This window comes from Mesorhizobium sp. M0522, assembly GCF_040321085.1.
Lineage (GTDB): Bacteria > Pseudomonadota > Alphaproteobacteria > Rhizobiales > Rhizobiaceae > Mesorhizobium.
Genome location: NZ_JAMYQW010000028.1, coordinates 57,780 through 80,305 on the forward strand (window position 1 = coordinate 57,780; position 22,526 = coordinate 80,305).

21 protein-coding genes and 2 pseudogenes are annotated in these 22,526 nt (G+C 59.0%); 19 read left to right on the forward strand and 4 right to left on the reverse strand.

Going from position 1 to position 22,526, the window contains the following annotated elements; all coding sequences use genetic code 11:
* The first annotated feature begins 1 nt into the window (after position 1).
* The 7 genes from NKI58_RS25250 to NKI58_RS25280 all read left to right on the forward strand — a co-directional run bounded on the left by NKI58_RS25250 (position 2) and on the right by NKI58_RS25280 (position 5,962).
* Complete coding sequence (locus tag NKI58_RS25250) at positions 2-196, forward strand: 4Fe-4S dicluster domain-containing protein (protein ID WP_352457023.1); 195 nt, start codon at positions 2-4, stop codon at positions 194-196.
* Between the two features lie 99 nt (positions 197-295).
* On the forward strand, positions 296-616 hold the full coding sequence (locus NKI58_RS25255; protein ID WP_031256099.1) for a nitrogen fixation protein NifZ: 321 nt from the start codon (positions 296-298) through the stop codon (positions 614-616).
* Entirely contained in the window at positions 613-825 is a 213-nt protein-coding gene (gene nifT, locus NKI58_RS25260; protein ID WP_352457024.1) for a putative nitrogen fixation protein NifT, read from the forward strand. Before NKI58_RS25255 ends, nifT begins: the two co-directional genes overlap by 4 nt.
* A gap of 36 nt (positions 826-861) precedes the next feature.
* The gene (locus NKI58_RS25265) at positions 862-1,767 is read left to right on the forward strand and encodes an SIR2 family NAD-dependent protein deacylase (RefSeq protein WP_352784635.1); all 906 of its coding nucleotides are present in this window, start codon (positions 862-864) and stop codon (positions 1,765-1,767) included.
* A gap of 73 nt (positions 1,768-1,840) precedes the next feature.
* Positions 1,841-3,709 (forward strand): ABC transporter ATP-binding protein, encoded by a 1,869-nt coding sequence (locus tag NKI58_RS25270; RefSeq protein ID WP_352827691.1) that lies wholly within the window; start codon positions 1,841-1,843, stop codon positions 3,707-3,709.
* Positions 3,709-5,604: an ABC transporter ATP-binding protein gene (locus NKI58_RS25275; protein WP_352853868.1), complete on the forward strand. Its 1,896-nt coding sequence runs from the start codon at positions 3,709-3,711 to the stop codon at positions 5,602-5,604. Before NKI58_RS25270 ends, NKI58_RS25275 begins: the two co-directional genes overlap by 1 nt.
* 88 nt (positions 5,605-5,692) lie before the next feature.
* Entirely contained in the window at positions 5,693-5,962 is a 270-nt protein-coding gene (locus tag NKI58_RS25280; RefSeq protein WP_352853871.1) for a hypothetical protein, read from the forward strand.
* A 249-nt stretch (positions 5,963-6,211) separates the two neighbouring features.
* Here NKI58_RS25280 and NKI58_RS25285 read toward each other — a convergent pair whose 3' ends face one another.
* From NKI58_RS25285 to nifA, 3 genes are all read right to left on the reverse strand, one after another.
* Positions 6,212-7,252 carry an LLM class flavin-dependent oxidoreductase gene (locus NKI58_RS25285; RefSeq protein WP_352853873.1) on the reverse strand — a complete coding sequence of 347 codons (1,041 nt, stop codon included), beginning with the start codon at positions 7,250-7,252 and terminating at the stop codon, positions 6,212-6,214.
* Between the two features lie 91 nt (positions 7,253-7,343).
* Entirely contained in the window at positions 7,344-8,483 is a 1,140-nt protein-coding gene (gene hisC, locus NKI58_RS25290; RefSeq protein ID WP_352853874.1) for a histidinol-phosphate transaminase, read from the reverse strand.
* Positions 8,484-8,717: 234 nt separating this feature from the next.
* A complete protein-coding gene (gene nifA / locus NKI58_RS25295) occupies positions 8,718-10,490 on the reverse strand; it encodes a nif-specific transcriptional activator NifA (RefSeq protein ID WP_352853875.1) in 1,773 nt (590 codons plus the stop codon).
* A gap of 735 nt (positions 10,491-11,225) precedes the next feature.
* On the opposite strand from nifA, the gene NKI58_RS25300 reads away from it, so the two are divergent.
* The 4 genes and pseudogenes from NKI58_RS25300 to NKI58_RS35615 form a co-directional block, all read left to right on the forward strand.
* A complete protein-coding gene (locus NKI58_RS25300; RefSeq protein ID WP_156937379.1) occupies positions 11,226-11,435 on the forward strand; it encodes a hypothetical protein in 210 nt (69 codons plus the stop codon).
* A 54-nt stretch (positions 11,436-11,489) separates the two neighbouring features.
* Positions 11,490-12,818, forward strand: a complete 1,329-nt coding sequence (locus NKI58_RS25305) for a dicarboxylate/amino acid:cation symporter (protein ID WP_352853877.1) — start codon at positions 11,490-11,492, stop codon at positions 12,816-12,818.
* 302 nt (positions 12,819-13,120) lie between these two features.
* Positions 13,121-14,152 carry a LacI family DNA-binding transcriptional regulator gene (locus NKI58_RS25310; RefSeq protein WP_352853879.1) on the forward strand — a complete coding sequence of 344 codons (1,032 nt, stop codon included), beginning with the start codon at positions 13,121-13,123 and terminating at the stop codon, positions 14,150-14,152.
* A 414-nt stretch (positions 14,153-14,566) separates the two neighbouring features.
* A pseudogene (locus NKI58_RS35615) lies at positions 14,567-14,811 on the forward strand (IS1634 family transposase); the annotation flags it as partial.
* Positions 14,812-14,904: 93 nt separating this feature from the next.
* Here the strand turns inward: NKI58_RS35615 and NKI58_RS25315 are convergent.
* The gene (locus tag NKI58_RS25315) at positions 14,905-15,927 is read right to left on the reverse strand and encodes a LysR family transcriptional regulator (protein WP_352586917.1); all 1,023 of its coding nucleotides are present in this window, start codon (positions 15,925-15,927) and stop codon (positions 14,905-14,907) included.
* Between the two features lie 270 nt (positions 15,928-16,197).
* On the opposite strand from NKI58_RS25315, the gene NKI58_RS25320 reads away from it, so the two are divergent.
* The 8 genes and pseudogenes from NKI58_RS25320 to NKI58_RS25355 all read left to right on the forward strand — a co-directional run bounded on the left by NKI58_RS25320 (position 16,198) and on the right by NKI58_RS25355 (position 22,518).
* The gene (locus NKI58_RS25320; RefSeq protein WP_023678262.1) at positions 16,198-16,791 is read left to right on the forward strand and encodes a NodA family N-acyltransferase; all 594 of its coding nucleotides are present in this window, start codon (positions 16,198-16,200) and stop codon (positions 16,789-16,791) included.
* Positions 16,788-17,444, forward strand: coding sequence for a chitooligosaccharide deacetylase NodB (gene nodB / locus NKI58_RS25325; protein WP_352586914.1), 657 nt, complete (start codon positions 16,788-16,790; stop codon positions 17,442-17,444). Before NKI58_RS25320 ends, nodB begins: the two co-directional genes overlap by 4 nt.
* 14 nt (positions 17,445-17,458) lie before the next feature.
* On the forward strand, positions 17,459-18,817 hold the full coding sequence (gene nodC, locus NKI58_RS25330; RefSeq protein ID WP_352853880.1) for a chitooligosaccharide synthase NodC: 1,359 nt from the start codon (positions 17,459-17,461) through the stop codon (positions 18,815-18,817).
* A 48-nt stretch (positions 18,818-18,865) separates the two neighbouring features.
* Complete coding sequence (gene nodS / locus NKI58_RS25335; RefSeq protein WP_352450799.1) at positions 18,866-19,462, forward strand: nodulation methyltransferase NodS; 597 nt, start codon at positions 18,866-18,868, stop codon at positions 19,460-19,462.
* Between the two features lie 35 nt (positions 19,463-19,497).
* Positions 19,498-19,746, forward strand: a pseudogene (locus NKI58_RS25340) (carbamoyltransferase N-terminal domain-containing protein); the annotation flags it as partial.
* 38 nt (positions 19,747-19,784) lie between these two features.
* Positions 19,785-20,696, forward strand: coding sequence for a nodulation factor ABC transporter ATP-binding protein NodI (gene nodI / locus NKI58_RS25345; RefSeq protein ID WP_023678267.1), 912 nt, complete (start codon positions 19,785-19,787; stop codon positions 20,694-20,696).
* A gap of 3 nt (positions 20,697-20,699) precedes the next feature.
* Positions 20,700-21,488: an ABC transporter permease gene (locus tag NKI58_RS25350; RefSeq protein WP_023678268.1), complete on the forward strand. Its 789-nt coding sequence runs from the start codon at positions 20,700-20,702 to the stop codon at positions 21,486-21,488.
* A 67-nt stretch (positions 21,489-21,555) separates the two neighbouring features.
* Positions 21,556-22,518: a LysR family transcriptional regulator gene (locus tag NKI58_RS25355; protein WP_352853881.1), complete on the forward strand. Its 963-nt coding sequence runs from the start codon at positions 21,556-21,558 to the stop codon at positions 22,516-22,518.
* The last annotated feature ends 8 nt before the right edge of the window (positions 22,519-22,526 follow it).

A 22,526-nucleotide genomic window follows, 5' to 3' on the forward strand; every position in this document is an offset into this window, starting at 1 on the left:
AATGGCTTTCAAGATTATCGCATCCCAATGCACCCAATGCGGCGCCTGCGAATTCGAATGTCCCTCCGGCGCGATCAAGTTCAAAGGCGAGAGCTACGTGATCGAGCCGCACAAGTGCACCGAGTGCGAGGGGGTCTTCGATGCGCAGCAATGTGCCTCGGTATGCCCGGTGCCGAAGACCTGCGTTCCTGCGTGACGGACATTGGGCTGCCGACATGGTCGGGGCTGCCTTCGCAGGACGCCTGGAACGCCTTTGTTCACGATCTGCAGCCTCAAGAGAAATCAGGGAACGGACATGTCGCTCGGACGCGAAGAGGAGGTCGAAATCCGCAGGCCTCCACGATTCATGCCGGGAGAGCGGGTACGTGCCACTCGCCACATAAAGAATGACGGCACCTATCCTGGCAGGGAGATCGGCGAAAATCTCGTGCGGAAGGGCGACGAGGGATATGTGCGCGACATTGGCACCTTTCTCCAGCAGTTCTTCATCTATGCGGTCGAATGGATCGACCGTGGCACCGTCGTCGGCATGCGAGCGCGTGAACTGATGAGCCTCGACAAAGCCGAGGCGCCCTGCAGTGCTGAAAGCAATACCAATGAAGGGACGGCCAGATGAAAGTCATGATCCGCAGGACCGATGCTGGCTTGTCGGCGTATGTCCCGAAGAAGGACCTCGAAGAGCCGATCATCAAGCTCGAGAAGGAAGAGTTGTGGGGCGGAACTGTGACGCTCAGGAACGGGTGGCGGCTCCTCCTACCCGATCTTCCACGGGATACGCGTCTGCCGATCACCGTCGAGGCAAAGAAGGTTTCCGAAGAGGACTGATGCTGCCCCTTGATAGGTGCGTCGCGAGGAACGAGCATGAACACGATCCTGACATCGGGCCACCTGGTCATCGTACGGGACAGTTTTGCCGAAAAGCTGCTTGACCTGGCGAAGAAAGCGCTCGCCGCCGATGAGGTGATCCCCTATCTCGGTCCGGGTCTTCTTGAATTCAACTGTGCGGAACCGCCTGTGCCGCATACGCCGGAGGTCGTTGCCGCGGCACTCAATGCGCGGGCGCCAGCCCCTTCCAGGATCCGCACCAATATGTGGTCGGTTGCGCAGTTCATCGAACAGCGCCGGCATCGCCGGACGCTGCAAGCTTGGATGAGCGACATATTCGCAGCGCCGGTGGCGCCTACCCTCCTCCACGCCTGGCTCGCAAGGCTGCCGCTCTCCCTCATCGTCGACAGCTGGTACGACGGCGCGATGCGCACGGCTCTCGTAGAGACCGGCCGAACGGACGTCGTCGAGATCCAGGGCGTAACGCGGGCGAACGAAATCGGTAACATTTGGACGAAAACCTACGATTTGTCCGGGAGGGAACTCGACCCCCGATCGGGGGCGAAGACGGTTCTCTATACACCTCACGGGAGTATTAGGCCGGCGCAAAACTTTCTCGTCGCAGATTCCGACTATGTCGAAGTCCTGACCGAAATCGATATCCAGACACCGATCCCAGACGTGGTGAAGGAACGGCGCATCACCCGCGGATTTTTCTTCGTTGGCTGCCGCTTCAACGATCAGATGCTGCGCACCTACGCCAGGCAGATCATGAAGCGCTCCCGAGGTCCACATTGCGCGGTAATGGACGCGGAAACGCTGACCAGAAACGAAGCGCGTTTCCTTGCGGCAAGCGGAATCACGGTGATCGACATGCCAGTAACTGAAGCCGCGGCTCGGCTTATAGGAACGCGCCCTGCTGCAGGTGGTGGACAGGATTAACAATGGCGGGCCCCCTTGATGATTGGTCCTTCGGCTTGCCTCGAAGGCGCAAAATGCAGTCGGGAATACACCCGTGAGCAGTGATGCTATCGGCAGCGCAACGAACGCTCTGAATTCGTTGACCCATGTGGAAGCGGCGCGCTGGGGCCGGGATTTGAGTACGCTGTTGCGCATCACGCGTATGAATTTGCGGCATCCCTGGCAGGTCGCCTTCGCTATGGGCTCGACGATCATGGCGGCAATCCTCCAGTTGCTCATTCCCCAGCTGCTCGGCCGGGCTGTCGACCAGACCCAGACAGCCATCGGGGGCGGTGTCGCGGGGACCGCGGCAGGACAAGCGCTCTGGATCCCGGCTCTCCTGCTGCTCGCCGTCAGCGCGCTACGCGGCCTTTTCACGATGGCGCAGAACTATTTTGCCGAAGCCGTCGGGCATCATGTCGCGTACGAACTGCGGCTCGCCTACTACGACAAGATCCAGCGTCTCAGCTTTTCCTTTCACGACCGGGTCCATTCAGGCGATCTGATCACCATCGGAATGCTCGATCTCCAAGGCGTGCGGATGTATTTTTCCACCGCGCTCGTTCGCGTGGTCCTGCTCACCATGCTGATCGGGATCGGCGCCTACATGATGATCTCGACCGATCCCATGCTCGGCCTGGTCGCGCTGAGCTTCGTGCCTTTTGTCGCCTGGCGCTCATCGGCCACACAGCTTAGGCTGCGCGCCACCTGGCTCGACCTGCATGAGCGGCTTTCGGTACTGAGCCGCGTGATGGAGGAAAATCTCGCAGGCATCCGCGTGGTCCGCGCTTTTGCGGCTCAAGCCTACGAGATGCTGAAGTTCGACGGCGCTTCCAAGAACGCGCTCGACCTCGCCCACGACCGCGTTGACATCTACGTGCCCAGCACGTCGGCGATGACCTTGTCCTTCTTTTTCGCAATGGGATTGGTGCTCTGGATCGGTGGCAGCAAGCTCGTCGCTGGCGAGATCAGCGTCGGAACGGTGGCGACCTTCCTGACCTTCATGACAATCCTGCAAATGCCAGTCCGCCAGATCGGCCTCATGGTCAATGCCTTTGCCCGCGCTTCTAGCTGCGGTTCGCGGCTTTTCGGTCTCCTCGACCAGGAGATCACAATCAGGGATGCTCTCGAGGCCAGACCGCTCGAGATAAGCGACGGCACTCTGCGCTTCCACAATGTCTCGTTTGCGTACCCCAGCGCCGAAAACCGCGCCATTTTGAAGAACCTCAGCTTTGAGGCCCGTAGAGGCGAGACGATCGCGATCGTCGGTCCGCCGGGTTCGGGCAAATCGACGATGGCTCATCTGGTCCCCCGCTTTTACGACGTGACCGGTGGCGCCATCACGCTGGACGGCCAGGACGTACGCAATGTCACCCTCGCGACGCTTCGCAAGGCGGTCGCCGTCGTACAGCAGGATGCATTCCTATTCACCACTACGATCGAGAACAACATCGCTTATGGCGATCCCTGGGCGAAGAGACAGCGAATCGAACGCGCTGGCGAATTCGCCCAGCTCCACAACTACATCCTCGGGCTCCCAGCAGGCTACGAGACGGTCGTGGGCGAACGCGGCGTCTCTCTCTCTGGCGGCCAGCGCCAGCGTCTCACGATTGCTCGCACCATGATGCTGCGCCCCTCCGTCGTCGTTTTCGACGACTCAACGGCCGCGATCGATGCCGGCACCGAGCAGCGCATCCGCGCGGCGATGCGGCGCTTCGCCAAGGATCGGGTGACGATCATCATCGCGCACCGGCTGAGTGCGCTTGTGCATGCCGATCAGATCCTTTTTGTCGATAACGGCGAAATCGTAGAACGCGGCACGCATCAAGAGCTTTTGGCGAAGCGGGGACGCTACAGGGCCCTTTACGATCTCCAGACGCGCCCGGGTGATGACAATATGACCCAGTATGGGGGCGCCCGCTGATGGCGCAGGGCCGCGCCGGCGAAGTCGAAGCCGAACGTGACGACGGTAGACGCCCTCCGCGCGCGGTTGTCGGCTCGCACCGCATCGAGGAGGAGATGTTCGGCCGGGCTTTCGACAAGAGCATCCTCCGGCGCATCTGGGCTTTCGTCCGTCCCTATCGGGCCAGGGTAGTCATCACGATTGCAGCAATGCTGATCTTCACCGGGACGCAGCTTCTCATCCCGTTGATCATCCGCTACGCGCTCGACCAGGGCATGAACCCGGCAAGGACCGATCGCTCAGCCCAGCTCGCGGCCGTCGGCGCGTTCGTTTTGGCGATTTTGGTCAATTTCGCTGCCGGCTACATGCAGGAAACCGTGGTTGCGAAAGTGGCCGAAACTGTCCTGTTCGACATCCGCCGCGCCATGTTTGGCCATCTGCAGAAGGTTTCGCTCTCCTTCATGGACAAGACCGAGGTCGGACGCCTCATGTCGCGCCTGCAAGGCGACGTCAACTCCATACAGGAATTCCTCGAAACCTCGGTATATTCCGTAGGCGATGTTGCGCTTCTCTTCGGCATCGTTTTCGTAATGCTGTGGCTCGACTTCCGCCTCGGCCTCCTGACGCTCTCGGTTCTGCCGGTCCTGGTGATCGTCCGCATTGTCTGGCTGCCGCGTGCCCGCGACGCCTTCATGGCCGCACACGAGACTAATTCCGTCGTCAACGGCGCGCTGGCCGAAGCCATTCACGGCGTGCGCACCGTCCAGTCAATGGACCGCCAGCAGGTGAATTTCATCCTTTTTGACGACAAGGCCCATGCCAACCTCAGGACCCACCTGATCGCTGCCAAATATGCACTGGTCATGGTGCCTATCGTCGATGGCCTCACCGGCCTCGCCATGGCCGCCGTTATTGTGGTCGGCGGCTCGATGGTCATGAATGGCCGCATAGATGTGGGCGTATTGATTGCCTACCTATTTTACATCCAGCGCTTCTTTGACCCGATCCGCTCACTCACCCTGCAATATTCGGTCATGCAGCGCGCCATGGCCTCAGGCAAGCGCCTGACCGATGTGCTCGACGTCAAGATCGATGTTCAGGACAAACCCAATGCCGAGGTGCTTTCGCCCGAAATGGACGGCTCGGTCGAGTTCAGGGACGTCACCTTCGGCTACAATTCGAACCGTTCGGTGCTGAAAAATGTCTCCTTCCGGGTCAATCCCGGCGAGACGGTCGCACTGGTCGGGCCGAGCGGTTCTGGCAAATCGAGCGCGATGGCCCTGGTCCACCGCTTCTATGATGTTCAGCAGGGCCAAGTGCTGGTCGGCGGACATGATGTGCGCGATCTCACCCAGGAATCGCTCGGCCGCCAGGTCGCCATGGTGCTGCAGGAGCCGTTCCTGTTCACCGGGACGGTCTTCGAGAACATTCGATACCACAAGACGGAAGCCACGCGCGACAAGGTGATCGAGGCCGCCAAGGCGGTCGGCGCCCACGACTTCATAATGAGCCTCGCCGACGGGTATGAGACCCAACTTGGCGAACGCGGCGACAACTTATCTCTCGGCCAGCGCCAGCTCATCAGTTTCGCCCGCGCCCTAGTCGCCGACGCCAAGATCCTCGTGCTCGACGAAGCTACCGCCAACATCGACAGCTACACGGAAATGCAGATTCAGAAGGCTCTGGTAAAGCTGCTTGAAGGGCGCACTGGCCTCGTCATCGCCCACCGTCTTGCCACGATCGGGGGTGCCGACCGCATCATCGTGCTTCAGAATGGCCAAGTTATTGCGACTGGCAACCACGATCAGCTAATAGCCATGGGGGGCCTGTATTCCAAACTCTACAATCTCAACTACGCCTCCTTCGACGATATTCCCGAACACGATATGACCGTACAAGCCGGCTCCCAGACCTGACGTCTTGGCGGCCTTGTGGTACTGGCATTGACTTCGGGCGTGCCGGCGGACACTCAGGCCGCCGCAGACGAGGAAGCAGGCAGCATTCATGCAAAGTACTCGCGCAGATCGTGAAGACCGCCTGCGAACGCTCCAGCATCGTTATCCGACCGCGGTGCACCCCGCGACATCGGGCGAACTCGCCCCAGGTGGTGTCGCTCGGCGTAGCAAAGCCGCTCGCGAGCGCGCCCTCAACAGCGCCGTAGCGAGTGACGGCTTTGCTATCGCCGAGCCGCTGATGAAGCTGGATGCGGGAGCCGCTACCGGCGCCGCCCCGGGCGAGAAGAACCTCTTGCGGCGGGCTATGGGCAACGACTAGCGCGAGCGCGACGAGCAGATGCGTGCCGGCATCGTGACGCGCTCGGCCATCATCTCCTTAGGATCGTGCAGGTTCACACGATGGCCCAGACGCCAGCCAACGCACAACCTGGTAATCTGTGCCGCCGGCTCGTGGTCAGTTTGGCCTCCCTCCCGATTGCCCGTCCCCACCACGTGCACGCTCGGGCACGTGGATGAGGGAGCGCTGTTACAACGATCTAACCTTCAGATCAGACCGCCAATTTCACGGTCAGACAAGTCGAGCCATGATTTCGGATTGAATGGTCGTCGCGGTGTACAGGGAAGCATCTAGCGGCAAATTTCCAAATGCCAGTTGACAAAGCAGGTAGTTGGCACCTGCCTCTTCCAACTGATCTAACAGAGCTTTTCGCACAGATTCTGCTGATCCTACCACGCACAATTCACGCTCTACTGCCTCATTGAAGGTCAGCGGCAGGTTTGGTGGAGTCGGGATGGCATTAAGGTCGTAAAGGAATTGGAAGCTCTTGAGCCATCGTTCGTAAGCAGGTGCCGCGATCGAATACGCGTCTGTTTCAGAACGCCCAATCACCACCATTCGGAGCAATCCAATAAATAGCGCTCGATCGCCCGTGTCAGTGTTGTCCTCTCGATAGGCGCGGAAGGCATCTGTAGTTTTGCGAACAGAAGAGGAAGGCCCTACACACGCGATGTTTGCTCCATTCGCAGCGGCCCAGGCTGCGGACTCGGGTCGATTGGCGGCGACCCATGTCGGCGGATGTGGACGCTGATGAGGTCTTAGCGTCAAAGGAACGTCATTGAGCTCAAAATGGCGGCCTTGATAGCACAGCGTGCCAACCTTCATGGCATTAACAAGTATTTCAACAAGAATTTCGCTGGCTTCCGCATAGCGGCCCGGCACCGCGTCCGCACCAATCCCGAAGTAACCCAATTCGATCGGGAGAGCACCGCGCCCTATGCCCAGTTCGAGCCTGCCACCGCTCAACTGGTCCAGCATACAGATCTCTTCGAACGCACGCAGCGGATGATAAAGCGCAAGCAGCATCACCAAGGGTCCGAGACGCAGGCGCCGGGTGCGCTGGGCGACGCTCGATAAGAACAGATTCGGCGATGGACCTCTCCCATGGGGGGTACAGTGGTGCTCTGCGAGATGATAGGCATAGAACCCTAGCTGATCGCACGCCTCTGCTAATATCAGGCGATCTTCGTACTGCCGGGCGATATCGCGGCCGTCCTCGTCCAGATGATCGAAGATGCCGAAGGCTAGGTTTGAAGGAAAGACGTTTGTCACTCGATATTGTCCCCGATTTTAAAGAAAAATGTTGTCGTGCTTGGGTGACCAAGCAAGTCTAAAGATAGCAATGTGTGATATCGGATTAGCGTCAGCGTACCGAACGAGAAGAGCCTGGCGCTCCCCTGCCCGTGGTGCTTGGTATGTTTAAGCTTCCAACTATATCGCGAGCGGCAGCAAGAAATGCATCCAATTGCTCTTTTGTGCCGATGCTGACGCGGATGCAATGTTCCAAACCATTGTCCGGAAAGTAGGCAACGAGTATCTTTTGCCTTTCCAAGGCTGCTTGCCACCATGAGCCGTCCTGTCCCGCTGGCACACGGGCTAGCAAGAAATTTGCGTGGGAGGGCGTTACGGAAAATCCAAGTTGCGACAGTGCGGCTGTCACTCGCTGTCGTTCATGTCTGATGTGCTTGTGGTTCTCTGCGTAGGCGCCGCGATGCGCAAGCACGCTGATACCAACCGCATGCCCGATCACGTTCATGTTGAAGACGTTCTGGATGTTGCGCAGCCTGCCAATAATCTCAGGGTGACCGAAACCGAAACCGACGCGAATGCCGGCGGCGGCATAGCTCTTCGAAAATGTTCTCAAGATCAGAAGGTTCGAATAACGGTTGATGAGGCGCAGCCCGTGATCGGGTGCAAAGTCGACGTAGGCCTCATCAAGGACGACCAGGCGATCCGATTGTGCCACGAGGCGTTCGATATTGCTTATCGAGAGGAATGTTCCGGTCGGATTGTTTGGATTGGCCACCAGAATGAACTTGGCGTCTTTTGCCGGACCGGAAAGCAATTGCTCCATTGGCAGCGAACGAGTTTGACATCCGATCTCGAGAAACTCAGCACCATGCAACATGGCAAGTTTGCGGTTGAACGAAAACCCTGGCGATATCATCGCCACCTTGTCGCCAGGGGCGAGGAAAGCTCTGTAGATGAGTCCGAGCAGTTCAGACGACCCGTTGCCTGCGATGACCTGATCCGTGGATACGCCATAGGTATTGGACGCTGCTTCCCTCAAGCTGATGTTATCGTCGTCCGGATACAGATACTGGCGCTGGAGGGCCGCCACTGCACTTTGCATTATGATTGGCGGCAACGGAAACGGGTTCTCATTCGTATTCAGCTTGACAAAACTTCTGTCCGGCGCTGGTCCGTTGGACGGCAGAGCATCTAACTGTCGCGTCCCTTGCGGAAGAGACGAAAGCACAGCTTGCAGTTTTGCATCGGACATATTTTATCTCCGTTTCAGTCGCACAGGGCATCCGTATGAGCTCGCAACGAGAGCAACATGGCGGACGGATTGACGATGGCAGCGTCGCCTTTCACAAGATGGTCGCAACGCCGGCTGCCACGGGAATTCGGCCAGGCTGTCCTCGGTCGGATCGACTTGACGCGGACGCGGATCTGCATCCCTGCGCGGGCCAAGCCGCTAAGCGGTCTCAGCTAATCCGCCTGAGTCATGCTTTCACAGACGCTTGACCTCGATGCCGTATTTCCTCAGCACGTAGCCAATCTGGCGCGGGGTCAGTCCAAGCAGGCGCGCCGCCTTTGCCTGCACCCAGCCACATCTTTCCATGGCAGCAATGACGCGCTCGGCGTCGGTGGTCCTCGCGCCCAATGAGTGGGTTGCTCCGGCAGGCGGGACTGTGGTGGCGGCCGAACGAGCGGCCGCATCCGGCGGCGTGGCCGGATTCACTGCCTCTGGGAGGATCGGCGCTGGTTGCAGCGCGGCCTTGCCCGATCTGCTCTTCCGCAGCGCCTCGGCAAAGCATTGGTCGTGGGAGCACGCAAAGTCGTTTCTCCCGATTGATCGTCCCTCCGCCAGGATCGCTGTCCGGTGCACGCAATTTTCAAGCTCGCGAATGTTGCCGGGAAATTCACATTTCATCAGTACTTCAATTGCACGCGCATCGAAGGTCAGCGTACGGCCGTTCTCATCGTTGAAATTCTTGAGAAACTCAGCTGCGAGGAGCGGAATATCGCTGCGCCTTTGGCGTAACGCCGGCACCAGCAAGGGAACCACGTTGATGCGATAATATAGGTCGGCGCGGAACTCATTCCTTGCAACCGCCTCTTCAAGGTTCCTGTTCGTGGCGGCAATCACGCGAACGTCGACCTTGATGGTCTGGTTGCTGCCGACGCGCTCAAACTCCTGCTCCTGCAGCACGCGCAGTAGCTTTGCCTGGAAGGAGGCCGAGATCTCGCCGATCTCATCCAGAAACAACGTCCCCTTGTCGGCGAGCTCAAAGCGACCCTTGCGGGAATTGAACGCGCTTGTGAAGGCACCCTTCTCATGACCGAACAATTCGGATTCCAGGACTGTCTCTGGCAGCGCTGCACAATTGAGTTTGATGAAGGGCCGCTTGGCGCGCGGCGACAACTCGTGAATTGCCTTGGCGACCAGCTCCTTCCCGGTACCGGATTCGCCTCGCAACAGAACCGTGGTCTTTGCCTTAGCTACAACTGCGATCTTCTCGAGCAGCGCGCTTAGCGCCGGACTATCGCCAATCATTCCCTTGACGTGAACCTTCTTGCGCTGCGGTGCAGGGTGCTTGACATCAGAGAATTGCGTTTGCAGCCCATCTTCCACCTCCGTCGGTCGTTCGCGGTCGCCCGCGGAGAAGCGGTGCAACTTGACTGTCTGTCCCACCATGTTGGCTATCATGGTGAGCAGCCGGACATCATAATCGAGCCGATACGTTGACCTGCTGTCCAAGGCGCGGTCGATAGTCAGCGTGCCTACGGCGTTCCCATCAACACGAATGGGAACGCCGATGAAGGACACGGTGTCGGAGGCCCCAAGCACCTCTATGTCAGCGGCAGTGAAGGCCGAATGCACCGCTATGTTCTCGGCGACGAGCGGCGTGTCCGTCGTCACAATCAGATCGATTGCCTTGCGCGGCAGGCGCATCCGGGAGCGCTCATCGCTGTTCTCGTCGCAGCCGGTGACTACGGTGATGTCCAGTACGCCCTCAGCGTCGAAGAGAGCGATGATGCCGTGCCGCATCTGCACAAACGAGGGCAGGAGATCGACGACCTTGGCCAACGTGACTTCGAGCCGGGCGGGGTCGGTGAGTACTTTCGATATTTCGAAGATGCCTGTAAGCGCGTGCTCGTGCGATGGCACAAAAGGGACCGCGGTGTTCATCTCGGACTTTGGGTAAGCCCTTTTCGCATCCGGAAGCGAAATGCGGCACTCGCTGGCATTTTGTTCTGATTTGGGAATGTTGTGGTGCATATGATCCTCGATCTCGCGCCATGAAATGCATGCCGGCGGCATGTGCGCCCGCGACGTCGCGGGCAAGCGCGAAAATGCTCTGACGTGAACTCGTGCCACCGCCGTGTGGTCGAGTGCAAAGCGGGTCGACCCCTGACGCATCGCTTGGCTCTCCCTCCACGAAGCTTGGCCACGTTCTCGGCTTGCACGGGGGCAACCACACGTTGATTTTCAAAAGACTGGAGCGAGGCGGGATAGTCAATCGAGCTTTCTTTCATTCGTGAAAGGAAACCTCGCGGCCTATGATAGAATTCATCAGTTCTAATTTTTGTCGGCGATGTTGAACGACAGAAATACGGCGCCGGCGATGCGGTGCCCGAGCGGCTGACCGCGCCGAGTTGCCGGGCCGTGCCAGTCACCAGCGCCTGCGAACCAGGGGCGGGAGCGATAATCACTGCCGACGACACTGGTCGGTCGCGGCAACCGCCATTTCCTCGATATTGATGACGCAGATAAGGCGGCGGCGTCGCGTGTGAAGGCGCGAAGGTGGCGGTCGAGCGCGGCTTTCTCGGCGGTGCTCGGAACTTCTGAACCGCATCGTCGCGGTCAGCACCAGCGGCGTCAATCCCTACGTCTCGACGTCGCTTTCAAGCTGTCGCTGCAGCGGGAGCGCGGCAAAGAACACGGCAATTCTGCGCCCTGGTGCCAGCGATGCGGCCCTTCCCAAAGTCGGCAAACCGAGGAGCCCGCCACGATGTGCAGCAAAACCGCAAGCCAGAGAGATCGACCGGCAATCTGCCGGAGAACATCAAGCGCGTGCTGGACGGCGGCCTTGTCATTCCCGTCTTGTGCCACCGCATTCATCCCATCATTGGCGAGCCCAACGTCAGTTCAGGTCATGCGGATCCATTTGGCATGGGTATTGCGGCGGCGTTGGTGCAGCGTTCGACCGGAGCGCCGCGATAGGGAGAAGCCCGGGAGAAGTCACGCCACCTCGATCCGGTCAGGGAGAGAGAAACAGTGTCAGCTGCACAAGTCCGCGGCGCGAGTCCCGCGCCCCGCAAACCCTTCTATGCCAAGCTTTACGCGCAGGTGCTTGCCGCCATCGCCCTAGGCGTCGCAATTGGCTATTTCTATCCGGGGACCGGCGAGAGCCTGAAGCCGCTGGGTGATGCCTTCATCAAGCTGGTCAAGATGATCATCGCGCCTGTCATCTTCCTGACAATTGCGACCGGCATTGCCGGCATGAACGATCTTCACAAGGTCGGCCGGGTCGCCGGCAAGGCAATGGTCTATTTCCTCACCTTCTCGACGCTGGCGCTGATCGTCGGCCTCATCGTCGCCAATGTCGTCCAGCCTGGCGCCGGCCTCAACATCGATCCGGCCTCGCTCGATGTCCAGGCCGTGAATACCTATGCCGCAAAGGCCCACGAGCAGTCGGTCACCGGCTTCCTGATGAACATCATCCCGCCAACGATTGTCGGTGCCTTCGCGGAAGGCGACATCCTGCAGGTGCTGTTCTTCTCGGTTCTGTTCGGCATGGCGCTCGCGATGGCCGGAGAGACGGGCAAGCCTGTCGTTTCCTTCCTTCAGGCGCTCATCGCGCCTGTCTTCAAGCTCGTCGGCATTCTGATGAAAGCCGCGCCGATCGGCGCTTTCGGCGCAATGGCCTTCACCATCGGTAGATATGGCATCGGTTCGGTCGTCAACCTCGCGATGCTGGTCGCGACGTTTTATTTCACCGCCTTCCTCTTCGTGTTCGGGGTTCTCGGCGCGGTCTGCCGCTACAACGGCTTTTCGATCTGTTCTCTTATTCGCTACATCAAGGAAGAGCTGCTGCTTGTCCTCGCAACGTCCTCCTCGGAGGCCGCGCTCCCCTCGCTCATGCAGAAGATGGAGAAGGCGGGCGCCAGGCGTTCGGTTGTGGGTCTCGTCATCCCGGCCGGATATTCGTTCAATCTGGACGGCACGAATATCTACATGACCCTGGCGGCCCTCTTCATCGCGCAGGCGACGAACACCGATCTGTCAATCGGCGATCAGGTGCTGCTGCTGCTCGTTGCGATGCTTTCCTCCAAGGGCGCTGCAGGTGTGACAGGTGCGGGCTTCATCACCCTGGCTGCTACGCTCGCCGTAGTTCCGAGTGTTCCCGTTGCTGGGATGGCACTGATACTCGGCATCGACCGCTTCATGTCCGAATGCCGGGCGCTGACGAATTGCGTCGGCAACGCAGTGGCATCCCTCGTCGTTGCCCGCTGGGAAGGAGAATTGGACCGAGCGCAGATGAAAGCCGCCTTCTGCGGTCATCAGCTTGCCGAGGCATCAAACCGGCTACCCTCCGCCGAGTAAGGGCGACGCACCGCGACCGGTTTCGCCAAGCTGGTCACATGACCTGAACGATCGACTCGCAGGCTCTAAACGGCGCCTCACGGACCATGTATCAGAAGCGCTAAATGTGTGAGTGCAAATCATCGCCGCCCTAAGCGAATGAACCTTCCGTTATACCCGGCCGGTCTACGTCTGGAGTAGTCCGATACGCTGTCGATCATTCGGTATGCGGGCGTCTTCACTTTGCCCACCCGAAACCATTGTCGAATCGCGCTAGGTGACAGAGAGCCAGCCTGCGTCAAAAACCAATCAGAATAGGACCCATGACCAAGCGCCCCACAATTGCCGATCTCGCCCGCGAAGCCCGAGTCAGCGTAGCAACGGTCGATCGGGTTCTGAACGCCCGCCATCCGGTGCGCGAGGAGACCGCGCGGCGGGTCCACGACGCCGCCCACGCGATCGGCTATCATGCTGCCGGGCTCATCAAGCAGCGCTTGCGGCGAGACCTACCGTGCTACCGTCTGGGCTTCATCTTGAGAAAACCGGCCCAGCATTTCTACCAACACTTTGCGCGCGAGGTCGAAGCGTCGGTCAATTTGGCCCAGTCCTTCCACGGCATTCCGCTCATCCAATTCGCCCCGTCACATATGCCGAGCGACCTAATCGCACCGCTCAAGGATTTGGGCGCACGCTGCCATGCGATCGCGATGGTGGCACCGGACCACCCGAAAATTACAGCAGCGGTTGAGGACCTCAAGGCCAAAGGCATTCCGGTTTTCTCGCTGCTTTCCGACTTCGCCGCCGGCGTGCGACAGGGCTATATCGGCCTCAACAACCGCAAGGTGGGGCGCACGGCCGCTTGGATGGTGTCCAAGGTCGCAAAACGGCCCGGCAAGGTGGCGGTGTTTGTCGGCAGCCATCGTTTCCAGGGGCACGAGCTCCGTGACGTCGGCTTTCGCTCCTATTGCCGTGAGAACGCGCCGACGTTCGAGGTACTCGATCCGCTTGTGAACCTGGAGAAACGGCAGGTCACCTACGAGGCAACGCTTGATCTCATGCAGCGGGAACCCGAGCTCGTCGGCTTCTATGTCGCCGGCGGCGGCATGGAGGGCGCCATCTCCGCGGTCCGGGAAGAGGGTAAAAGTCGCGATCTCGTCGCGATCGTGAATGAAATCACGCCGGAATCTCGGGCGGCACTCGCAGATAACATCATCACGATGGCGGTCGCCACGCCAATGCGCCGGCTTTCCCAGGAGCTGATAACGCTGATGACGCGGGCTATCGAGACCGGCACTGCTGAAACACCAGGACAGACATTTCTGCCGTTCGACATCCATCTGCCGGAAAATATATGAAGCTGATGGATTCTATCGTAAGCGGGGAGTTTCCTTTCATAAATGAGAGAAAGTTGATTGATGATCCGATCCACGCGGGGTAGCCGCACCCCACAGGCCTCAGCCGCGGCCCAGGATGAAAGCGCCGATTGAGTGAACGGATCGGCCGCGCGTTCAGGCGGAAGCGCGAGGTAAATTCCCTACATCCGCAGCGTCGACCTCGACCGGCTTCATTGCCAACATCTCGACTTTGTCGGTGCAGGGCGGTGTCGTCAAGGATGCCTCACGCCAGTAGCCGAGCGAGGCCGGCACAGTCCATTGGGATCGACCTCGTCGACCGCCATCTCCTCGCCTGGCCGCGCGTGAAAAGCCGCGGCAAGGCCGGCAAAGTTGGCATTTGAGTGGGGCTAAACATCTTCTGGGACTTCGCACGCGAAATCGGAGGCGGCAGTCAACTCAGCACCAACCGGGCATGTGTTCTGCTCGTTCCTGGCCCTCGTACTCAGCAAGGAACTGCGCCGCTCTGCCCCGAATGGCAACCGCTCCTCCGCGACCGCCTCCAGGAGCCACCATCGAAAGGGATGGTCGCGTCGTCACCACCACGTCACGGCAAAAGTGGGCAACGTCTTGAAGGCAGCTGGCATCGCTCTGCGACACACCTCGACAAACAACTCGCCTGAGATCACCCCCAAAAAGGTAGTGGTAACACGCGCCGGCGCGCGCCTAACATGCTGATTAATGACATTATTCTTACAGCCGGTGTTTAAGTGGGGCTAAATCTCTTCTGGGACTTCGCACGCGAAATCGGAGGCGGCAGTCAATTCGGTACCAACAACGGCAAGGTCGGATCCGGCGTGCCCGAGACGCTCAATAATTTCAAGCAAAGGCGCCAGGCGAGATGCCTCCTGCAACATCATTTCCCGCATCCACAGGCTTGCCGGATCAGTATTGTGAAGCGCAGGCCATTGGACGGCCTCCGTGAATGCGGGATGAGGAAGTGGCGGCGGAAGTCCGACAATCCGCAGGGGTGTTGTTTTTGCGAAATGCTGCGCCAGCCGTAAGGGCATGGTCCCGATGCGGTTGGTGCCTGATACAACGGGCGGGATCATGCTAAAGCCCTGTACGACGACCTCGATACGTCTCTCGAAACCGTGCTCGAGCAAATACCATTCCTCCATGGTGGGCTGCCGGGTGTGCCTGAATCTGAGCACAACATGCCCCATGGACAAGTATCGCTCGAATGTAAGTGGCTCTGACAGCTGCTTGTTCGTGCCGCAGCCTACGCATACGAGCATATCTTCGAACAGGGCTGCGCGAGGATGTTTCGACATGAACACTTCCGGCATAATCAGAAAATGAACGTCGCCGCGCCGGAGAAGCTCCTCGGGGTCGTCGGAAATAGGCAGACATTCGAAGCGGACGGCGGGAGCTTCCCGCGCAGCACGCTCTACGATCTTCTTAAAAAATACGAGCGTGAGGTAATCGGAAAGCATGATTCGGAAGAGACGATCCGATTGGGCTGGGTTAAAGGCGTCCCAGGAAATAATCGATAGCTGGATGTGCAGCAATGCGTCCCGGACTGCTGGGGCGAGCCCCTCCGCGCGCGGTGTCAAAATGAGCTCGCGGCCGTTCATCGCAAATAGCTCATCGCTGAAATAGGCGCGTAACCGAGCGACGGCGGCGCTCATGGCCGGCTGGCTCAGGTTAATACTCCGGGCCGCCGCGGTGACTTTACGTTCCCTGATCAGAGCGTCCAGCACAACGAGGAGATTTAGATCCAGCCCCTTAAAACGCATGTCCTGATCTATCCAGCGTGTGGATGGGTATCATCTAAACAATCAATTTTACGAATTTACGAACCATGCATTAGAGGAACGTAAATGACCGACGTCAAGCTCAAATCGACGGCGCCGCGACACGGGCGGGAACATCGAGAGAGCTCATTTGCGAGCCCGACCGGCTGGCTCACCTTCGCTAACGACAACGGTTGAGTGCAGTCAAACAACGCCGCCGCTTTGGCCGGGTAATGCGGCCCGCAAGAAACTAATAAGAAAGAGAGATCCTGAATGCGCTCGCAGGTGCAGTGGAAGTTGTGCTGGGAAAATGAGTTGCAGCTCTCCGACCATGTCGAGCTCGCCAAGTTCTTTCGAAATACCTATGGGCCGACTGGGGCGTGCAACGCAGAACCGTTCGAAGGTAGTCGAAGCTGGGCCGGAGCCAGGCCTGAACTCCGCGTAATCGCCTATGATTCGAGCGGTGTAGCGGCCCATATGGGCATACTGCGCCGTTTCGTCAAGGTTGACGCGGTCGATCTATTGGTGGCTGAGCTGGGCCTGTACGGGGTACGTCCGGATCTTGAGGGCCTCGGAATCGCCCATTCGATCCATGTCATGCTTCCAACACTGCAGGAGCTTGGCGTTCCATTCGCTTTCGGAACCGTCCGGGACGCGCTGCGGAATCATGTTGAGAGGTTCGGGCGGCGATACAGCCCTTTGGCTGTTTTGTCGGGAATTCGCGTGCGCTCCACCCGACCAGAGGCGCGCCTCGACCTGCCGCCCACACGCATCGATGACGCACTCGTCATTGTTCTGCCAGTTGGACGACCGATCAGCGAATGGCCCACCGGCGCAATGATCGATCGGAACGGACCAGAGCTATGAGCCGTCCCGATTGCTACGAAGTGCGCCGTGAGTGCTCCGACGGCACCAGCCGTCGCAGCGTTTATCTGACGTTCGACGACGGTCCCAATCCACTTTTCACACCGGAGATTCTGGATGTGTTGGCAGAGCAGCGGGTGCCGGCGACTTTCTTCGTCATCGGCGCCTACGCCTTAGAGCACCCGGATCTAATCCAACGAATGTTTGCAGAAGGGCACGAGCTAGGCAACCACACGATGACTCATCCGGATCTGTACAAATGCGGCTTCGGCGAAGTGCAACGTGAGATCTATGAAGCGAACGGCGCCATCATGAGGGCGTGCCCTCAGGCCTCGGTGCGCTACATTCGCGCGCCCTACGGCGCCTGGAGCGAAGAAGTCTTCACAGCGTCACAGATCGCCGGGCTGACGGCCCTCCATTGGTCCGTCGACCCTCGAGATTGGTCTCGCCCTGGGGTCGACGCGATTATCGATACCGTGCTCGCCTCTGTCCGGCCGGGCGCAATCGTACTCTTACACGACGGATGCCCTCCCGGCGAGTTGAGCCAGGGCGCTCACGCCGGTCTGCGCGACCAGACGGTCACGGCGCTGTCCCGGCTGATTCCAGCACTTCATGAGCGCGGATTTGTAATCCGCTCACTTCCTCAACATCACTGAACAAACGAGATCCCATGACTCTTCTTGGTACAACCAGCACTGTGGCCATTTCGCTATATGCACTGCTCTCGACTGCTTATAAGAGCATGCAGGGGATTTATGCTCTGCCGACAAACGACTCATCGGCGTTGGAGGATCTCGTCGGCTCCGATCAACTGCCCAGCGTGGATGTCATCGTCCCCTGCTTCAACGAGGATCCGCGCACGCTTTCAGAGTGCCTGGCTTCCATTGCAGACCAAGAATACGCCGGAAGACTTCGGGTCTATGTGGTTGATGACGGTTCTGGAAATCGCGAAGCCGTAGGAACTGTCCACGAAACCTACGCGCGCGACCCTAGGTTCGACATCATTTTGCTTCCCGAGAATGTTGGAAAGCGCAAGGCACAGATCGCCGCGATACGCCGCTCATCCGGGGATTTGGTGCTTAACGTTGATTCAGACACGATACTCGCGTCCGACGTCATTACCAAGCTTGTACCGAAGATGCGAGATCCAGCGGTCGGCGCAGTCATGGGTCAGTTGACGGCCAGTAACCGGAGCGAGAGCTGGCTGACCAGGCTGATAGACATGGAGTACTGGCTGGCTTGCAACGAGGAGCGCGCGGCACAGGCTCGCTTCGGTGCCGTTATGTGCTGTTGCGGCCCATGTGCCATGTACCGCCGGTCTGCGCTCCTTTTGTTACTGGACCAGTACGAGTCGCAATTTTTTCGGGGCAAGCCAAGCGACTTCGGTGAGGATCGCCATCTCACTATCCTCATGCTGAAAGCAGGCTTTCGAACCGAGTACGTTCCGAGCGCCATCGCGGCCACAGTCGTTCCGAACAGACTCGGACCGTATCTGCGCCAACAACTCCGTTGGGCACGAAGCACATTCCGGGACACGCTGCTTGGGCTGCGCTTGCTGCCCGGCCTCAATAGCTATCTCACGTTGGACGTGGTCGGACAGAATCTCGGGGCGCTACTCCTCGCCCTATCGGTACTAACGGGCCTCGCACATTTCGCACTGACAGGCACTGTGCCTTGGTGGACAGGACTGATGATTGTGTGCATGACCATGGTCCGATGCAGCGTGGTAGCAGTTCGTGCTCGACAGTTTCGATTTCTGGGCTTTTCCCTGCACACGTTCATCAACATCTTTCTCTTACTTCCCTTGAAGGCCTACGCGCTGTGTACATTGAGCAATAGCGATTGGCTGTCGCGAAGCTCTGCTGTCGCTACATCGAACACTGGGGGAAAACAGGCCCCCACCCAAACTCCGATCACTGGATCAAGCAGGGCAGAATTCTCACCGCATGCAGCTCCGCTTCGCAGGCTCAATCTTGGGCGGGATTCTTCGGGATTAGCGCTTTCGGGCAACATTTGCGGCGACGAGTGATCGCTAATTACCTAGGTGGACGAGAGGTGGACGAGTTTGACCCAGAACATGAATCATCAGTTGCTCGATCGGGAATTGGCCGCAGACGATCCGTGGCGCCTCGACGGCAATCCGTTCGAGCGGGAGCGCCACACGCAAATGCTCCAGCTGGCGCTTGCCCAAGGCTCCATTACAAATGCCCTCGAAGTCGGGTGCGCTGCCGGCGCATTCACGGAAAAACTAGCCCCCTACTGCCAAGGGCTCACCGTCATCGATGTCGTGGCGCAAGCGATTGCTCGAGCACGTCAACGGATAAAGGAGCCGTCGCGCATCAACTGGATAGTCTCCGATGTTCAACAGTTTTCGACCGACGAGTTGTTTGACCTGATCGTTGTGGCGGAGGTCCTATACTACCTCGAAGACATAGCCGAGATGCGCGCGGCCGTCAAAAACCTGGTGCGGGTGCTTGCGCCAGGCGGGCATCTGATCTTCGGATCGGCAAGGGATGCTAATTGCCGTCGCTGGGGTCACGCCGCTGGTGCTGAGCCGGTCATCGCCATGCTGAACGAAACGTTGATCGAGGTAGAGCGTCTTGAGTGTCGGGGCGAGTCGGTCAACGAAGACTGCTTGCTCGTCCGTTTCCGGAACCCGCTTTCCGCTTCCTGATGAATCGAATCTATCGCCGTTAACGTGGAGACACTATGCGCATCTGTGGTACCAAGCTGACCCATGATGGGGCGATCGCCCTTGTCGAGGATGGACGGCTCGTCTTCTGCGTAGAGCAGGAAAAGCGGCACAACAATCCGCGTTACCAAACCATCGATAATCTCGACGCAATTGTCGCCGCTTTGGCGGAACAGGGGCTAAATCCTTGTGATGTCGATCAGTTCGTTATCGACGGCTGGGATGGCGAAGACGAGTCACAGTTTCAGGTCCGGCAGGCAACAGCAACCGCCAGTCGTGGCGACGCTCTCGGTAAAATGAACCCATGTCCACGGTAACGATCGATCTTACTGACGTAAGCAAAACTTATGACAAGCTCGTTGTCGACAGACTGTCGTTCCGCGTTACGGCGGGGGAATGCTTCGGGCTCTTGGGACCGAACGGTGCGGGCAAAAGCACGATTGCGCGTATGGTCCTCGGCATGACATCGCCTGATGCGGGGAAGATTACTGTGCTCGGCGCTCCAGTGCCGGCGCGCGCGCGTTTGGCACGTATGCGCATCGGCGTGGTCCCGCAGTTCGACAATCTTGATACCGCGTTCACTGTACGCGAGAACCTGTTGGTGTTCGGGCGCTACTTCCGGATGAGCAGACGCCAGATCGAAGCGGTCATACCGTCGCTGCTTGAGTTCGCCCGCCTCGAGAACAAAGCGGATGCGCGCGTCGCCGAACTGTCCGGCGGCATGAAGCGGCGCCTGACGCTCGCGCGTGCGCTGATCAATGACCCGCACTTGCTGGTGATGGACGAGCCGACCACCGGCCTCGATCCGCAGGCCCGCCACCTGATCTGGGAACGGCTGCGATCGCTGCTGGCGCGGGGCAAGACTATTCTTTTGACTACCCATTTCATGGAAGAGGCCGAGCGGCTGTGCGATCGGCTGTGCGTTATGGAGGAGGGGCGCAAGATCGCCGAAGGCCGCCCGTCCGCACTCATTGACGAGCAGATCGGCTGTGACGTGGTCGAGGTCTACGGCGGCAATCCGCATGAACTGGGTGCGCTGATCCGGCCGTACGCACAGCGCATCGAGGTGAGCGGTGAGACGCTTTTTTGCTATGCACCCGATCCGGAGCAGGTGCTGGGGCAGCTACGCGGGCGCGCGGGTCTGCGCCTTCTGCAGCGTCCCCCCAATCTCGAGGATGTGTTCTTGCGGCTAACCGGGCGCGAGATGGAGGACTGAACAATGGGCGAACGTTATGCGGCGGGCATGCCCGCCAATGCGTGGAATTGGGTCGCGGTTTGGCGCCGCAACTATCTTGGATGGAAGAAAATCGGGCTTGCATCGGTTCTCGGCAACCTCGCCGATCCGATGATCTATCTGTTCGGTCTCGGCTTTGGCATCGGAACAATGATAGGTCCTGTTGAGGGCACTTCGTACATTGCGTTTCTCGCGGCTGGCATGGTTGCCACAAGCGCGATGGCATCGGCGACCGCTGAAACGGTTTACGGGAGTTTCGGACGCATGGACAACCAGCGCACCTGGGAAGGAATGCTATGCACTCAGCTGACGCTCGGCGATATCGTACTCGGCGAATTGGCGTGGGCAGCCACCAAGGCCCTGATGGCGGGCACAGCAATCACCATTGTTGCCACCACGCTCGGCTACACATCGTGGCCATCCATCCTCTGCTTGCTGCCAGTCATCGCTCTCAGTGGCCTCGCCTTCGCGAGTCTAGCGATGGTCGTCACGGCGCTTGCGCCCAGTTATGAATATTTCATATTTTATAATACGCTTGTTATAACACCCATGCTGTTCCTTTGCGGCGCGATGTTTCCGGTCAACCAATTGCCCGGCGCTTTTCAGGACGTCGCCTCCTTGTTGCCGCTCGCACATGCAATTGACCTCATTCGTCCGGCGATGCTTGGCCGTCCGGCCGGCAGCATGGGCCTGCATATCGGCGCGCTTTGCATATACACGGTTTTGCCGTTCTTCCTATCGGTTGCTCTATTTCGTCGTCGGCTGATGCGTTGACGCTACTCACCATTCGTAAAATTGTTTCTTTGGGCGATACCCATCCACGCGTCGGATAGGTCAATACATGCGTTTTAAGGGACTCGATCTAAATCTCCTGGTTGTGCTGGATGCTTTGATCAGGGAGCGTAAAGTCACCGCCGCGGCCCGCAGTATTAACCTGAGTCAGCCGGCCATGAGCGCCGCCGTCGGTCGGTTACGCGCCTATTTCAGCGATGAGCTATTTACGATGAACGGCCGCGAACTCATTTTGACACCGCGCGCGGAGGGGCTCGCCACAGCAGTCCGGGAGGCATTGCTGCACATCCAGCTGTCGATTATTTCCTGGGACGCCTTTAACCCGGCCCGATCGGATCGTCGCTTCCGCATCATCCTTTCCGATTACCTCACGCTCGTATTTTTTAAGAAGATCGTAAAGCGTGCTGCGCGGGAAGCTCCCGCCGTCCGCTTCGAATGTCTGCTTATTTCCGACGACCCCGAGGAGCTTCTCCGGCGCGGCGACGTTGATTTTCTGATTATGCCGGAAGTGTTCATGTCGAAACATCCTCGCGCAGCCCTGTTCGAAGATATACTCGTATGCGTAGGCTGCGGCACGAACAAGCAGCTGTCAGAGCCACTTACATTCGACCGATACTTGTCGATGGGGCAGGTTGTGCTTAAATTCGGGGACACCCGGCAGCCCTCCATCGAGGAATGGTATTTGCTCGAGAACGGTTTCGAGAGACGTATCGAGGTCGTCGTACAGGGCTTTAGCATGATCCCGCCCCTTCTATCAGGCACCAACCGCATCGGGACAATGCCCTTACGGCTGGCGCAGCATTTCGCAAAATTAACACCCCTGCGGATTGTCGAACTTCCGCCGCCACTTCCTGCCGCATTCACGGAGGCCGTCCAATGGCCTGCGCTTCACAATAATGATCCGGCAAGCCTATGGATGCGGGAAATGATGTTGCAGGAGGCATCTCGTATGATTACCCCGCCTAAGAGCACCGGACGTTTCAGTTGTCGGCCGACGACCCCTCGGTTATGAGAGGAGGC